This is a genomic window from Pseudomonas sp. UMAB-08 (assembly GCF_900095225.1).
Taxonomy (GTDB): domain Bacteria; phylum Pseudomonadota; class Gammaproteobacteria; order Pseudomonadales; family Pseudomonadaceae; genus Aquipseudomonas.
The window spans coordinates 240899-257011 of sequence record NZ_LT607416.1; the positions used below are offsets into that span (position 1 = coordinate 240899).

Consider the following 16113-nt stretch of genomic DNA (forward strand, 5'->3'; position numbering starts at 1 on the left):
GTATGGCCAAGACAAGCAACCCATCCGATCAGGACGACAGTCATGACTGTATCTAATCAACAGTACCTCAGCGACTTCTATGACGCATCGAAGGCACTGGGTAAAAAAATCATCAACTCGGACTTCACGTTCGAGATTGAGGGCTTTGAAGGCCTTTACCTTCTGGCCAAGCAGTGCCCATGGCCTGTAACGAGTGTCGGTGGCGAAATCGAGATCCCGTCGATACTGGGCGGCAAGATGTTCGAGCCGCAACAGATCGAGTCTGCAAAGCAGGGCCAGGTCTCCTTTCTGGAGCCGACTGCGGGCCTCGTCGATCAGATGTTGGTGGATATCATCACTAACGGCGGCACGTTCAACGCCAAGATCTATGAAGGCACTCCCTCCAAATACCTGCGCTACAAGTCGATTCGCGATTGCTTCATGAAAATCGATGACACCGACCGCGACTGGGAGAACCGTTCCCAGCCTTTGCTGTTCTCCGGCACCATGTTCTATCACTACTACGGCGAAGTGAGCGAAGGCAACTCGACGGATTATCGCTAATGGCAGCCCTGTCGAGTCTCGTTGGGCGCTTCTTGGATAAAGAGCGCGGCGTGGCCAACATTCTCGCACCTGACTCTGTGACGGCTCAGGCCGTCGCGGCTGTCAGCCTTTACGCGGGATATTCAAAGCTGTCGGCGGGCGAGGCCGAGATTGACGAAAGCCTGGATATCACAGTCTCGGAATGGGCGGAGATTCGCCCTTTGTTCCTGCTGTATGTCGAGCGAGAGACGGCCCTGCACATGGAGGCAACGGCAATGCTTGGCGCGTCCGGGCTTGGCCGATCTTCTTCCGAGGTCGCTGGCGATATCAATCAGTACGAGGCGGACTTCGCTCGCCGGGTGTTTTTCTTCGAGGCCTTTACGGTTTAGGTGGGGCTATGGAGCTGTACTACAACAAAGACAAGCTGGTTCGGGGCGACTTCATCAAGCGGGCCATCCTGCGCACTGACTTGGCCCCGGTACCGGTGACGCTGGAGGCCACTATTCGAGTGGACAGCGATTCAAGGCAGCACTTCGTTGTCGGCAGCATCATCAACACCTATTCGGGCTACGAGCTTGAGATCATCAAGTCGAAGAGCGGCGGATCTGGCAATGTTCAGGGCGGACAGCAGGCGGAGTTCACGACCTTCATCGCTGTATTGCGGTGCGTGCGCGAAATCGCCTATGTCAAAACCAAGGCAATCATCAAGGCAAACGCCGCGCTTTCGGAGGTCTATCGCAGTACCGGCGCCAAGCTGAAAGGCATTCAGGGCGACTTCCCCGTATCTCGCTTCGTCTGCCTGGCCGGCGAGGTTCCCTCTTATCACATCGCCCGCGCCCTGCAAGAAGGGGGCGGCGTGGTTCGCTGGAAGAGCGGCAGGCTCGAATTCATGACATTGCGCGGACTGTTCACCCAGAAGCCCGCCACCACGATCAGCGGCCCCACGGAGGACGTGCAAAGCGGCTTCCTTGAGCGCCACGAGATACCGTTCTTCTATTCGCTGGATGCTGACGGAGCGTTTGTGTACGGGAATCGGGCCAAGGAACGGTCTGCGCGCTTCCAGCCGGGCGTTTCGGAGATATCCCTGCGTAACATGACGTCCTGCCTGGTGCTGACCAAGACGGCCCAGGTCAAGTACGACGAGAGGCTAGCGGCTGGCGACATTGCAGAGATCCCGGGTAGCGATCCGCTGGTGATAATGACAGGGGCGACCCTGTTTGCCGCCGGAGTCGATGGCGACCCGCCTGAGCAAAGCACTCAGTTGTGGCTTGGGAGGCTTGAGTCATGAGCGGGTTATTGGCTGGGCGCTGGCCTGCTGTGGTCACCTCTTATGACCAGATCAGTCGCACCTGCATTATCAATGTGCCTGGTGTGACCGAGGGTGCCGAAAGCGGTCTTATTGCTGAGATCGAGTACCCGATAGGAGATAAGAGTCGTCAGGGAACCCCTACCGAGATCGAGATACTGCCAAACGATCCCGTGTGGATTGAGTTCATCCAGGGCGACCCGAGGTTCCCGATCATCACCGGCGCGCGCAACCCCACCCAGGGTAACTCCGTCGATTGGCGTCGGTGGCATCACGCCAACGTCGAGATCCTGGCAGACAAGCAGATACGGCTCATTGCCGGGGAGAGCCTGCTGCTGCAGGTGGGCGGTACCACTATCACCCTCACACCTGAGCAGCTAGCCATGGCAGCGGCGGCAATTGCAGCGAAAGGCCCCGTTACCCAGACCGGCGGCGACATGACGAGCGATGGTGTAAGTGTCCAGCTGCATAAACACACGGGCAACCTCAACGTGCCTACGAGCGCACCAATAAAGTAATCAGGAGCCACAATGGCCAATCTATTGTTTTCGTTTGACGATCTGAGCACCAAGGATCGCGCCACCAAGCAAGTGGCCAAGTATTTCACCCGCGCCGGCGCAGCACCTGTGCAGGTTGACGTGAGCCCTCAGGTTCGCCGCACCAGCGACGTCAGCTATCGCGAGTTGCTGCTGGTATTTGCAGACTCCCAGAAGGTGATTCTGCGGATCAAGCAGACGGGCGACATCTTCCAGGTGCTGCTCAATGGCAAGGTTATTCCCGTGAGAGCTCAGGACGACCACGCCAAGGCGATCGCCGAAGTGGTCGGCCAGCTGGATGCCAGTCGGACAGCCTTCCAGCAAAAGCTGGCCAGAACCAAGGTGAAGCTGCCTCCGAGCATTCGCACGGCGGCCCCGCGCATGGAGCAAGTGCTTACCGAGAAGCGCGACGCACTCAAAGACGCGATCGCCCAGGCCGAGCAAGAGCTATCGAAGCGAAAGGCCGCGTAACTGCGGCAGGTATTCGGGAGCCCCTTCACTGGGGCTTTTTTTGTGCCCGCCTACCGGAAAAGCGCGCCAAATCAGCCCCTTTCGGCTGCTTACCATGAGCTCATATCAACCGCCATGCCCATCGGGGCAGAGGAAACGTAATGGGCTCCAATATCCAATGGAACGACCAGGCCATGCCTAAAGGGCAGACCCTCGACCAGCTTCTGTATCGCGTCCGCCACAACGACACGGATGGCCTGATGTTCGATAGCGTGACCATGGCTGAAATCATGGACGGCAGCGAGGCGATTGAGCCGTCCGTAACCTTCGACGCCATTATCTCCCCGTTCGGACGCCTGGCTCGCAAGGTCAACTCCCTGATGGCGGTCATGAACCGCTCAACGCCAAGCCTGACCGTGGTAGCGAATCAGGTCTCGGCTCCGTTCAAGCAGGTAGGCGTGGCCAACGTCGTCGCCCTGTTCGAGCTGAGTGACGGCCAGACGGTTTCGGTCTACTTCCACAACCCTGACGCCACCCCCGGCAAGATCCTGCCGACTGACGAGATGATCTCGTGGAAGTGGTTGCTCAACAAGAAAGACATCACCATCGTGGTCGCCCCCGAGCGCGGCACCGACCTGGCTGTGCGCGAAGTCGGCCGCCGCATCATGAAGCTGGCCTCCCGCAATAGCGCGGCATTTGGCCGAGCGAACGCCAAGCGTACAGAGCGCCTCCAGAACATCACCGCCCTTAACGGCGAGATCGTGGCCCTTGAAGGTCAGCTCCAATCCCTGCAAAGCCAGATTGAGATCGCCGACATCGAGGCCGAGAACGCTCCCGAAGCCATCAAGGCCGCGACCTCCGCCGATGGACTGGCCGCGCTCGATGGCTTCCGGCAGTTCCTGAGTCGCGGGCAATATCGCGCCATTGCCGAAGCGATGCGTGGCGAAGAAGGGGCAGAGTTCATTGATAAGGCCCAGATACTCGCCCGGATTATTGACGGCATGGCCAAGACCTACGAGCAGGACGGAAAGGGCGACCAAGCCACCGCCTACCTGCATTACTTCAAAGGCGGGGCTGACTGGTACATCACTGAGAAGGACGCCAGCGGCAAGGGCACCGAGCAGGCGTTTGGCTCTGCCGACCTTGGCCAGGGTGCCGAGCTGGGCTATATCAGCATCGACGAGCTGGCCCGCAACAACGTCGAGCTCGACCTTTACTTCGCGCCAGTGACGCTAGCCAGTGTGTCTAAAGCCGAGGTTGTTGCTCCTGCCCCGCTGGAGCCAGAAGATCCACCGGCTGGCACTCAGGGCGACGACACCAAAGCAGCCGCCGCCGTGGTGGCCTGGGGTGAAGAGGCTGACGTTTTCGGCAAGACCAAGCCTGCCTTTATGGGCTCCAGCACGCCAATCCCGCAAGCGCTGAACGTCACCCAGTTCGGCTCCTGGGCTTTTGATCGCCAAAGCAAGATGGCGTACTTCGTGGCATTGGACGGCAGCATTGTCGGCGGCGCTACAGCCGAGACGCCTGAGGCGGCCTTTGCCAACATGCAGGTAACCCCGGAATGGAAAGCGCTTCAAGCATCCGGCAAGGCGAAAATGCTTGTTCCTGAGGGCGTGATCAATACGGTCAAAACCGCCAAGGGTACCAAGGTCGAAACGGGCTTCACCGTGGTCGAGGCCGACCAGCTGATCGCTTCGCACGACATCAACGGCAAGGTAAACCCTGACTATCCACAATTGTTCCAGCCCCGCGATCGTAGCCGTGACAGCTCGATTCAATGGGTGCAGAAAACGGCTGGGAACATTGATCCCGACAGCCTTGGCCGCACGCAGCGGGCCGACAGCGGCGCGCCCATCGTTGGTCCAGACCGCGTGGTCGAGTCCGGAAACGGCCGAACCATGGCGCTCCAGGAAGCTTACCGCTCCGGTAATGCTGAGGAATATCGTGAGTGGCTGATAGCTGAGGCTGGCTATTTCGGCCTGGATGCCGAGCATATCAAGACCATGAAGGCCCCGGTCTTGGTTCGCGTGCGCACATCGATGGACATTGATCGTCGCATGTTCGCCATTGAGGCCAATCAGGACGACAAGCTCTCTCTGACCGGTACCGAGAAAGCCAAGGCCGACGCCGACCGTTTGGACTCCGCACTTCTGAACAAGCTGGGCGACGACGGCAATCTGTTGGCAGCCTCTAATCGCGACTTCGTGAACGGCTTCCTGCAATCCCTTGGTGACACCGAGGCGGCGCAATACATGACGTCCGGCGGCCAGCCTACTGGCGCACTCATTGCCCGTATTCAAGCGGCCATCTTTGCCAAAGCGTACAACGACGACCGCCTGCTAGAGCTGACCGCCGACACCAGCCGTCCAGAGGTGGCCAACGTGCTCGAGGCGCTGAACGTGAGCGCTCCTGAATTCATTCTCGCTCAAGCGGCAGATGCGGACAGCGCCAAGGGTTTGACTGGCAAGTTAGTCGATAGCGTCGTGACCTCGCTAAACAGTCAGGCGGTCGAGGCGATCATCGAGGCCACAAACCTGGTGCGTAAAGCGCGCGCCGAAGGGACCAGTGTGCAGGAAGCCATCAGCCAGCTCGGCCTGTTTGGTGATATCCCGCCAGCAACTGCCGCGATGGCCCTGTTTATCAGCGAGAACAACCGCTCCGCCAAGCGCCTGGGCGTGGCTTTCAAGGCCATGGCTGAGTTCGTTCGCAAAGAGGCTGAGCGCGGCCAGACCGTTGATATGTTCGGAGAGTCGGAATCGGCAACCCTGCAACAGATCATTGAGGCAGCCAACCGCAAGCTCGACCAAGAGTATGGCGAGGGCGCCTATTCCATCGTGACGCCTGACCTATTTGCGATCAGCGAAGAGCCGGCCTCCACCCCTCCGGCAGCGCCAGTTGAACTGCCCGTGGCGGAAGTGTCGGCAATCCCAGAAGTGCCGACCGCCCCAGAAATACCGATAGTCACCGACCTAGAGCCCCTCAAGGCTGACGACTTGCCCCCTCAAGCGTCCGTTCAGGAAAGTTCGAGCCAGGCGGCAGACCGCACCTTCCTAGAATCGATCCTCAATAACACCTTGCCCGACATCCTGGCGCCAGAGCTTGGCGATCAGATCGGCGAGGTGTTCGAGCGGAACTCGGAAGACGAGCAAATGTTGTCGCTGGTTGAGCAGGCCGTCATGGCTTATCAGCGGGCGATGGAACAAGCAACCGCCAGCCTATAAGTAAGGGGACAATATGCGGTTTTTTGACGATGTTTCGGGAATGAGCACGGCGACCATCATGGTCCGCTTGAGGCTTGTTACCGAGCTGGCGAAAGTGCGAAAGGATCTGCTGGAATTGGCTCAAGGGGCCGCTGCGATTATGCAGCGGCTGGGCCTTATCAAGCGAGCGAACCAGATCCGCACCGACCTTGGGGCCTTGGCGACCGAGGTTCCGGGCGCATCCCTACGGCTCAGTGACGAGCCAATCCAGATCAACGCCTCACCGCGCACGCGCAATGGCGGCCTGTACGAATTCAACGAAAAGGCGACGCGGGGCAAGCGGCAAAAGGCCAATGATGCCGCTGTCAGCCTGCTGAATCAGGTTCAGTCGGGAGAGATCGATAAGGACAGTCTTACCGATGAGTCACGGCGGATCTTGGCGGGCTACACCGGCAACGGCGGCGCCCTGATCGGTGCTGATGGCAAGAAAGGGTCGGCCTACGAGTATTACACTCCCAAGCCGATTGCCGAGGGCATTTGGGACGCCATGCGAGGACTGGGCTTCTCGGGGGGCAAGGTGCTCGATCCTTGCGCGGGCACGGGCATTTTTGGCGCAACAGCTCCGGCCAGCGCGGCAGTGGATGCTGTAGAGCTCGACACCGTGTCGGGCGGCATTAACTCGCTGGTTAACGACGGGGCAGGCTACACCACCACGATCAGCCCGTTCGAGCGTGTGGCGGCGGCGACCCCGGATGAAATGTATGACGCCGTGGTTACCAACGTGCCGTTTGGCACCGTGGCAGATCGCGGCGGCAACCAGAACCTGGACCCGAAATACCAGCGCGAGACGCTGGAGGCTTATTTCATCCTGCGTTCCCTGGACAAGTTGAAGCCAGGCGGCCTGGCAGCTTTCCTCGTGCCGCCTCGCTGCACCAGTGGGCGTGACGGCGGCGACGCCAAGCTGCGCCTGCGTGCCAGCTTCAAAGCTGACTTCCTTGGGGCTTTCCGGCTGCCAAACTCCGTGTTCGGCTCGGCAAGTGCTGACACCATCACCGACGTTATCTTCTTCCGCAAATACTCGCGCGCGGCTGCCGAGAAGATCGCCGAGCTGCAGGAGCAAGATCCGGCCAAGCTCAGCGAGGCCAATGTCCTGTGGGATCAGTACCTTGACGGCAAATACTTCGCCGGCGATGGCCGACGGTTCGTGCTGGGTGAATTCGTTCCGAAGGATCCAACCAAGTTCCGCGATGTTGACCGGGTGACGAATCCTGCGTCGGTACCGGATATCGCCAAGCTCATGCGCAAACTGCCAAAGAGCCGCGTTGACTGGAATCTGCTTGAGGCTTCCGAAACGGCCCCGATCATTTATGCCGAAGGCGACACCATCACCCAGGCTGGCCAGACATTGCAGCTCAAGGATGGTGAGTGGCTTGCGCTTGCTGCTGCGGCTACGGACGTCAACGGGGCGGCCCTGCTGGGGGACTTCGCGGACGCTTACGCTGCTTTCCGAAAAGCAAAGTCATTCGACGAGGCTAAAACCCTCATGCAATACATGACGAGCACTTCGCAAGCTCTTGATATTCCTGGCTGGCTCGCGTCTACCATGTCCTCTTTGGACAAGCTTGGCGAGGATGCTCGCGCTGCCGCATGGTCGCCTGTTCTGGTCGGGCTGGCCGTGTCTCAGGTCCTGGATGAGGTGGGCCGCGATAGCGGTACCAACTTCGAGCAAGAGTACCCATTCCTGTCCGCAGGCCTCAACAGCCAGTCCGCCCCGGCACGCCGCGTCAAGGGCTTGTCTGGATTGGCGCGGGTTGGCCTGGGCGAAATCGCCAATCACTACAATCGCAAAACTGGTTTCAGCGCTGTATGGCGAGGCGACATCCAGTCGGCCCCAATCACGTCTGTGGCTGCCGCGTCTGGCTTTGAAGGCGTCCTCTATGAGAACAAGTCCAGCTGGGCAACCCTGGAGCAGGCGCGAACTGTCTACGGGGCCGATTTTGACCCGATGGCGGACGATTCCTGGGCGATTTCTGGCGATGGCCAACAGGTGAGCCGAGCTGACGATTACTACGTCGGCAACTACGGTGAGTTCTGCGCTCGCATTGACGAGCAGATGGCCGCTGCTCCTAATGAGGCTCTGCGCGCCAGGCTGATGCGCCAAAGGGCGGTCGCGGCGTCGCGCCTGGATCGAGTGGACGTGAGCAAAATCACCTTCAACCTGTTCAGCCCTTACGTCACGATCGAGGAGAAGGCGGAGTTCCTGCGCCGCTTCGTCCATCCCGGCGCGGTGGTTTTGTTCAACGACAAGACCTCCGAGCAGGAAATCGGCTTTGACATTCCAGGAAGCAATCTCACCGATCGGGAAAAGCTGATCCGTCGAGTCGGCGCATACCTCAAGAACGGCACCCTCACGCTGGGCGGCGTGAAGCTGAGCATGAAGGACGCGGACGCTATCAAAGAGCTGCGCACGCTGATTGGCACTGCAAACGAACAGTTCAACGGCTGGGCACGGGGCAATGCCGCCGTTATCGGTCGTCTTGAGGCCCAGGTATCCGATCCGTTCAAGCTGCGCTTTACCCAGCTCGAAGACGAAAGCCCGCTGGTGATTCCCGGCATGAACCCAGACCTGACCTTGCATGGCTACCAGAATGCCGAGGTGCGCAAGCGCAGTCGCGACTTTAGCGGCATCAATGGGTTTGACGTTGGCCTGGGCAAGACCTTCACCGCGCTTGCATTGGTGCAATACGTGCAGTCGATCGGTGTCAAGAAGAAGACGGCCATCATCGTGCCTAACAGCGTGCTGTCGAACTGGAGGAAGGAGGCTCAGCGCGCGTACACCGGCATGGATGACTGCCTATTTATCGGCTTGCGCGAAGACGGCAAGGGCGGCGCCTCCGTTAGCTCAAGCAACTATGATGAGGATCTCAACCGGGTGCTCGAGAACCGGCACAGCAAAATCTTCATGACCATGCAGGCCTTCGAGCGCATCCGATTGAAAGTCGAATCGATTGCCGGTTATGAGGCCTTCATGCGCTCAGCTGACCAATCCTTTGCCGAGAGCGAGGATCGCAAGACAGACGAGCGGGCCAAGGGTAAGGCCAAGACCATTTTGGACATTCTTGGCGATAAGCCTGGCGCAGCGCCGTACCTGGAAGATATGGGCATTGATTCGCTGGTGGTGGATGAGGCTCATATCTTCAAGAACTCGGCCACTACGGTTGACTTCAAAGGGGGCAAATACCTGTCGATCAGTCCCGCTGCCCGTTGCGGTCTCGATGCCCAGGCAAAGGCCTGGCTAATCCGTGGCGGCTCTGACCGTGGCGACGGAGTAATGCTGCTCACGGCTACGCCGATCACCAACAGCCCGCTTGAAATTTACTCAATGCTGAGCCTTGCAGCTGGCCACAACCGCGTAAACGATATGTTTGCCGGTACCAGCGGTGCCGATGGGTTTATGAACGCCGTATGCCATATCGAGAACGAAGACGACGAATCGATAGATGGGCAGACCCGTGCGGTCAACGTGTTCCACGGGCTCAACAATGCCGACATCCTTCGCCAGTCGTTGAGCTCGGTGGCGACGATCAAAAGCGCCAAGGATGTAGGCGGCCAGATCACTGTTCCAGATTCTCCCGAGCAGGCGACAAGCATTACTCTGCCGACCGCGATTGTTGAGCGCCTTAACCTCTATAAGGAAGCGTACCGATTCGCCGCCGACGAACTGTCGGGCCGTAGCGAGAATCGCGGCGACCTGGATGCATTTGAGGAGGTATCAAGTCACTTTGGCGAGCCCGTCAATCTGGTTGGTCATCCCTTCAACCTGGTGCGCAAAATGTCGGCATTGATCCTTGATCCGGATCTAGACCGGCGCCTGACGCGCTATCTCACTGCCGAGGGCGAGCAGGATGCTACCCAAAAGCTGGTGGATGCGTGGAATGCCAAGGGCTTTACCGAGGAGCGGGATCGCCCGGGGCCGAATGCGACAGCCGAGAGCGCCCTGAGCGTGAAAACTCGCCGCAATGCCGATGGCGAAGTGGTTGGCCAGACTTTCAAAATCCCGGTTCGCGCTTGGATTGACGGTCCTGCCGTAGCCATAGATACCCAATCGCCCGACATGCAGGATAAGTTCGAGGCGATGGCCGAAGCCATGGGCGTGGGCCTGGATGTGAGTTTGTCGCCTAAGCTTGCAGCGCTGCTGGCCAACGTACAGGCCGAAGCATCCACTCCGCGCGGCATCGACGACAACGGCGACAAGATCCCCTACGCCAAACAGATTGTTTTCTGTGATGCGATCGCACTGCATAACAAGGTTCGTCGCCTTTTGAGCAAGCGCGCCGGCGTTCCGGCTGCAGCGATCGCCATCATCACCGGGCAGCGCAACAACACGCCCGAGCAGATCATGGATATTCAGAACGGGTTCAATGCCGCCGGCGATGACAATAAGTACCGCGTCATCATTGCTAACGAAAAGGCGGAGGTGGGGATCAACCTGCAAAAGGGCACACAGGCTATCCATCACCTTACGATTGGCTGGACGCCTGACAGCCTGATTCAGCGCAATGGGCGAGGGGTTCGCCAGGGCAATCAGACTCAGAAGGTAGCGATCTATCAATATGACGCTGGCGGCACGTTCGATACCGCCAAGCGTAGCCTGGTTGCCAGCAAGGCAGACTGGATCGGCTCCCTGATGAGCAAGGAAGGCGGTGAGTCGATCGATATCAAGGGCAATATCAGCAATGAGCAGGCTGATGCACTGATCGACGTGATTGGCGATGTGGACGCGGTAACCCGAATTCAGGCGGCGATGGCGGCCAAGGAAGCAGAGGCGCGCGCGACGAGCAATCGCGGACGCCAGCGCATCAACCTGGACACTATCGTCAAGCAGAATGAGTTCCTTGCCGACAACTCGACCGCAATTGACTGGATCGCTCGCCGCACAGCCGCACTAATGGCGGCCATGGCTGCAAGCCAGCAGGTGCGTAATCGTCTGGGCAATGAGCGCTCCTCGGAATCGGCTCGCGCGAAAAATCAGGCTCTCCTGGCCGAGCTCGAGGTAAAGGAGCGCGGCATCGAGCGCATGATTACCGAGGCTGCAGGCTTCTATCCGGCGAACTACAGCAGTACCCAGCGCGGCTATGTGCGCCAAGAGGGCTCCGCTCCTATCGATATTCGCGCGCTGGTGCTGGAGTTCTTGGCCAAGGCAAAGCGGGGCGAGTCGCGAGGCTCTGATCTTGTGCGGTCAATTAAGGATGGCCGCGTTGGCAGCCTTGCGTTTGTTGTTGTGACGGTCGAAGACTCCGAGCTGGTAGGTGACTGGCATGCCGAGGTAAGTACCGCCAAATCTATGCGCGATCAGGCGATTCAGACCTACGACCGCCAAGCTGGCCAGGTTGGCGGCATGCCGCCTGGCGTGGCTCAAGCGATCAGTGATGGCGAGGGCGAGATTATCGGCGATACCCCGGTGGTCGCGGGCTGCTTCATTCGCGGCAAGGGTGAGACCTACGGTTTGGCCGTGGTTTCTGCTAAGTCATTCGCGGGCTATTCCTCAACCTGCTCTGGCGTTTGGGAGGGTACGGAGCGTGAAAACTTCAGCTTGTCGGCTATCGTGCTGATGGGAGAGGTCGTATATCCAGGCACTCCTGAATATGACAACTGTCTCGCCCAAGCTGCGCGCATGGAAGATGGGGCTGAGCGCGAAGGCCGCACGATGAGCCTGTTCAGCAGCCATTGCCCTGAGGTTGCCAGCTTTCGCGAGACCGAGGTTCTGGTGGCGTACTCGTGTTACGGGTACCAGCTCCCGGCGCCGTATTACCCGATCGTCGTCGCCCAAACAGAAGGCGATAGCGAGCTCAATGCCCGCATTCAGGCGGAGCAGGCGAAGGTTATCCAGCGCTGGGAAGGGTCGTCGTTTGTGGTCTCTAACACGCTCGATGTTCAAGCAAAGGATCCGGGCCTTCGCCAAGTTGACGCCATGCGCGACTACGCGGTCGCCAATGGATTGCAGGCCAAGCTTGTGGATCTGGGCGTGTCTGGGCGCTTTGATCTTGAGCGCATAATCAAGCCGCTCGTGCTGCAGCAGGATATTCAGGCTCTGATTGACGAGGGTGGTGACGGCGATCAGCTTCGCGCTCGCGTAGCTGCCTACGTTCAGAGCTTGGTGCCGTGGGTTGATCTTGAGGGTGACGTCTCCGCCTACCTTAGCTTTTCCGTCCAAATCATGATCCGGGAGGCTGCCGCTACCAATGCTCCCGGAGAGACAGCGACGCCACTGGCCAGCAATGCAAGCGCAACTGACCTGGTGAACGTGACTGGTAAAACCATGGAATGGAAGGACCGCATTAAGAGTTATGCTCTTAAAGACGGCCAGAAGGCCAAGTGGAATGGTCGGCAGGAGTGCTGGGCAATTCGCCGCGGCGCATGGGAACAACTGGTGAGCGACTTCCCGCGCGCCGCTGAAGATCTTGAATTGAAGGGCTGAGGACATCATGGCTTTTACTGAATTTTTGTTTGATGAAGCCCTGATAAAGGAGGCGGCCAGCGAAAGGGCCGCCGCCTTAAAGGCAAACAAAGGCTTCTCCGATCTTGCCGGGTATGCGCTCGGCGTGATGGAGCGTCGTCTGGCTGGTGATCCGCTGCGCTATCTGGACTACGGCCCGTACTGGTGGGCGCTCAAGGATGAGTTGCGCAAGTCCGATCGCGACTACGGGGGCCGGGATGATGCGGTGGTGCGCGCAACTTATCAGGGCGCTACGCCGCTCCTCACCATCGTAATGGCTGACGAGTTTCGGACGCTGTACCTTGCAACGCAGGCTGTCGGAACCTGTCAGTTCGTGCTGGATGTAGATGCTGGAGACGCCTACACCCTGCACGATGAAGACATGCACTCCCGCTAGGAAAACCCCCGCAAGACCCAGTCATGGCGTGACATAGAGTCGTGCCATGACTACTACCCCCAAAGCGCAGCGGCGCGGATTGCTTTCCAGGCTAAACCTCTTCGGCGGCACGCCCGCCAAGAAGTGGGAGGCCGAGAATGTAGTGCCAGCGAGCGACATCACCCAAAACCTCAGTGTCATGTATGGCTCTGGGATGACCACAGTTGCCAGTCTGATGTCCTCAGGCAAGCGCGGCGCGCGGTCGCGCGACCAGATATACAGCGACTGGGCTCAAATGGAGTCCGATCCCATTGTTTCTACGTCCATTGGCCTACTTGTCACCTCCGCTCTTGGCGGGCACGAGACCAGTGGCGAGCTCGTTTTCATCGAGAAAAAGGCGTCGGTCGAGAAGGACAGCAAGCTCGCCAACATGGTGGATGAAATCGCCAGCGACCTCTCTGGAATGTTCAACGATCACGCCTTCCAGATGTCCTACTTGGCCGGCATTTTCGGCGACTCGTACGCCCGGATCTTCTCCAAGCCTAAGGATGGCGTTATTGGGATGATGGTGGATGAGCTGATACGGCCGCCACTGGTGCAGCCCTACGAGCGCGGATCTCGGACGGTCGGCTACAGCGTCTCGGTGGGGGAGCGCAACTTTGAGCCCATGACCGGGCTGCAAATGGTGCGTATGAAGATGCCGCGCACTCAATGGGTGCCACAGTTCGGTGTAATCGAGAAGAGCCTCAAGCAGTCCTTGCGCGAGGACGACATGGATAAGCTCCCGCTAATGCCGTCAATGGTCGGCGGCTCGCTGATTTATGCCGCCGAAGAGCCCTATCAGAATCTGAGCGCGAGCCTTCTTGGGCTCGTCGGCCAGCGATGGCTGGATTCCATCGACGAACAGATCATGACGCTCAACATGAACGACATGAGCAAGGATAAGCAGGAGAAGTTCGCCAGCAGCATTACGCGAATGCTCCAGCGCTCGAAGGACATTGCCGAGCAGGCGGTAAAGGGCGGAAAGCCCATCTTTGAAAAGATCCGCCATATCGTTCCAGTGAATGGGGATAAGCAGCTCACCGCGCTCCAGGGCCTTGGCCAGCAGCCGGGGCGAACCGGCACCATCGGCATCGAGGACGTCATGCTTCATGCCCGCCTCACCTCCGGGGCGATCGGCGTTGACCTCTCCATGGTTGGCTTTGCTGACCAGTTATCTGGCGGCCTAGGGGATGGCGGCTTCTTCCGCACCAGCGCCCAGGCGGCCGAGCGCGCCCGCATCCTGCGCGTTGCCCTGGCTCAATGCTTCAACAACGTGATCGATATTCACACGATGCACCGCTATGGCGTTGTGTTTAAGCCGTCCGATCGCCCGTGGAATATCAATTTCTTCGGCAGCATTAGCGCGCTGGAAGCCGAGAAACAGCGCACTCGCATGGACGCCATGGGTGTCGGCATGACGCTCGCTCAAACCATGCAGCAGCTCAAGGATATGGGCGCAACCAAAGAGCTCATGGAGTCATTCCTCACTACCACGATGATGCTCGACAAAGAGCAGGCCGTGCTCTACGCGAAGATTGTTGACGCCAAGCCAGCAGGAGGCGGGGATGAGTTTGTATAGCAGCGTCAAAGACAGCCTGGCAGGCATCGGCGTCACCAAGAATTTTCTAGGCAGCGTAGAGAGCGGCATCAAGTCCGGGGCTAATAGCCTGGGCTCATTTGCGAGCAGCGCTCTCGGCGGCGGCAAGCTGGCCAGCGCCGCGACAAAGGCGGCCTCCACCATGGGCGCCGGGATAATCAGCAGCAAAATCAATTCCTACATCCCTCCTCAGGTGCGCGGCCTTATTAATTCTGGTGCGCAGGCTGGTGGGCAGCTATTGCAGGGAGACTGGGAGGGGGCCGTCCTCACAGGGCTTTCGTCTAGCGCTGGGAGCAAGCTGCTGGGCAATGTCCTAGGCCGGACAATGAGCCAAGGCCGATTCATGGGCTCGGCAAATCGGGCCTTTGCTGACATTTCGCCAACAGAGGCGATTGCCATCCATGACGAAATTATCAGCATCCGTCGCAGTAAAAAGAACCTCTACATGATCAGCGCGACGAGCGAGGTGGGCGGCGACTTCTCGGAAACCTTCAACCTGTTCTGTGCGGACGCCGAGATAAGCCTGGTCAACATTTCCGGCGACAAGAGAAGAGTTGGCGGAGCGTCAGTTGACTGTCCGACATCGAGCGAGGCGGTTGACCTGCGCTTCACGACTCTGGATGACCAGAACGGGACCATAAAGCGCTGGTTTGAAGAGCACGCCTCTGCTGTGGCGAAGCGGGATGGGACGTTCGGAGTTCCTGCAAGTTACGCAATCACCTTCAAGGTTTTGCACGCCTACATCACGGAGGGCGGCGGTTTTCAGAGCGCCGGTCTTTACCGTCCGGTGAGCTGCGAGGTGGGGCTTTCGCGCCGCGAGGATGGCTTTGAAGAGCTGCAAATGTCGTTCACGCAAATTGACACGTTTATGGTGCCCTGATGGATATTAGACACGACTCCGACGGGTTTTTACTCGGCGCCAAGATTGAGGCGCTGGGCGATCAACTTGACGATATCTACAGCGAGCTGCGAGCCATAAAGGGGGCTCTCGGTGATTCAGTGCGGGCACCCACTGTCGATACGCCACCCTCTCGCGACAGCAGCTCGAGCCCTCCGCCAGCCCCAAGCGACAGCGGGCCCGCACCTACTCCCACTCCCGCGCCAGACTCGGCGGGCGGTGGTCCTCGCCCAGACACGCCGCCTCCAGCGCCAGATACACCGCCTCCAACGGTTGTTCCGCCTTCGCGCGACGATCGCACAGCTCCAGGACCTACGCCGCCAGGATCTCCGCCAGCCTCGCCTGGCGGACGGGATGAGCGCGGCCGTTTCCGTCGCAGAGCCGGAAGCGGCGATCCGGGCAATCCTGACGGTGGTGGCGGCGGTAGCGGCGGCGGCTCTGGCGATGATTCTGACAGTCGGTCCGCTGGGATTCTTGGCGGCATCGGAGAGCGACTGGTTGGAGCGGTTCGTGAAGTTGGGCAAGGTAGCGACGAGGCTGATCCGTCGGTCAAGGCATTCAATGAGATAGCCCAACCCCTTTCTCGCGGGTTTAGCAAAATCTTTGGTGGTGGCGAGGACAAGAAACAAGACCGCTGGTACCGCAAGTTTTGGCGGGAGATGACCCAAAAACGTCGAGATGACGAAGTCA

At 59.3% G+C, this 16113-nt stretch carries 10 protein-coding genes; all 10 read left to right on the forward strand.

What is annotated here, in order from left to right:
* Positions 1 to 42 precede the first annotated feature (42 nt).
* Positions 43 to 543: a hypothetical protein gene (locus K0F75_RS06810; RefSeq protein ID WP_219061093.1), complete on the forward strand. Its 501-nt coding sequence runs from the start codon at positions 43 to 45 to the stop codon at positions 541 to 543.
* On the forward strand, positions 543 to 911 hold the full coding sequence (locus tag K0F75_RS06815) for a hypothetical protein (protein ID WP_219061094.1): 369 nt from the start codon (positions 543 to 545) through the stop codon (positions 909 to 911). The genes K0F75_RS06810 and K0F75_RS06815 overlap by 1 nt, the downstream gene beginning before the upstream one ends.
* Positions 912 to 919: 8 nt before the next feature.
* Positions 920 to 1810, forward strand: coding sequence for a hypothetical protein (locus tag K0F75_RS06820; protein ID WP_219061095.1), 891 nt, complete (start codon positions 920 to 922; stop codon positions 1808 to 1810).
* A complete protein-coding gene (locus K0F75_RS06825; protein ID WP_219061096.1) occupies positions 1807 to 2346 on the forward strand; it encodes a hypothetical protein in 540 nt (179 codons plus the stop codon). The genes K0F75_RS06820 and K0F75_RS06825 overlap by 4 nt, the downstream gene beginning before the upstream one ends.
* Positions 2347 to 2358: 12 nt before the next feature.
* Complete coding sequence (locus K0F75_RS06830) at positions 2359 to 2835, forward strand: hypothetical protein (RefSeq protein ID WP_219061097.1); 477 nt, start codon at positions 2359 to 2361, stop codon at positions 2833 to 2835.
* 140 nt (positions 2836 to 2975) lie between these two features.
* Positions 2976 to 6035 carry a hypothetical protein gene (locus K0F75_RS06835; protein WP_219061098.1) on the forward strand — a complete coding sequence of 1020 codons (3060 nt, stop codon included), beginning with the start codon at positions 2976 to 2978 and terminating at the stop codon, positions 6033 to 6035.
* 13 nt (positions 6036 to 6048) lie between these two features.
* Positions 6049 to 12492 carry an SNF2-related protein gene (locus K0F75_RS06840; RefSeq protein ID WP_219061099.1) on the forward strand — a complete coding sequence of 2148 codons (6444 nt, stop codon included), beginning with the start codon at positions 6049 to 6051 and terminating at the stop codon, positions 12490 to 12492.
* 7 nt (positions 12493 to 12499) lie between these two features.
* The gene (locus tag K0F75_RS06845; RefSeq protein ID WP_219061100.1) at positions 12500 to 12907 is read left to right on the forward strand and encodes a hypothetical protein; all 408 of its coding nucleotides are present in this window, start codon (positions 12500 to 12502) and stop codon (positions 12905 to 12907) included.
* 46 nt (positions 12908 to 12953) lie between these two features.
* A complete protein-coding gene (locus K0F75_RS06850; RefSeq protein WP_219061101.1) occupies positions 12954 to 14507 on the forward strand; it encodes a hypothetical protein in 1554 nt (517 codons plus the stop codon).
* Positions 14494 to 15405, forward strand: a complete 912-nt coding sequence (locus tag K0F75_RS06855) for a hypothetical protein (RefSeq protein WP_219061102.1) — start codon at positions 14494 to 14496, stop codon at positions 15403 to 15405. The genes K0F75_RS06850 and K0F75_RS06855 overlap by 14 nt, the downstream gene beginning before the upstream one ends.
* The last annotated feature ends 708 nt before the right edge of the window (positions 15406 to 16113 follow it).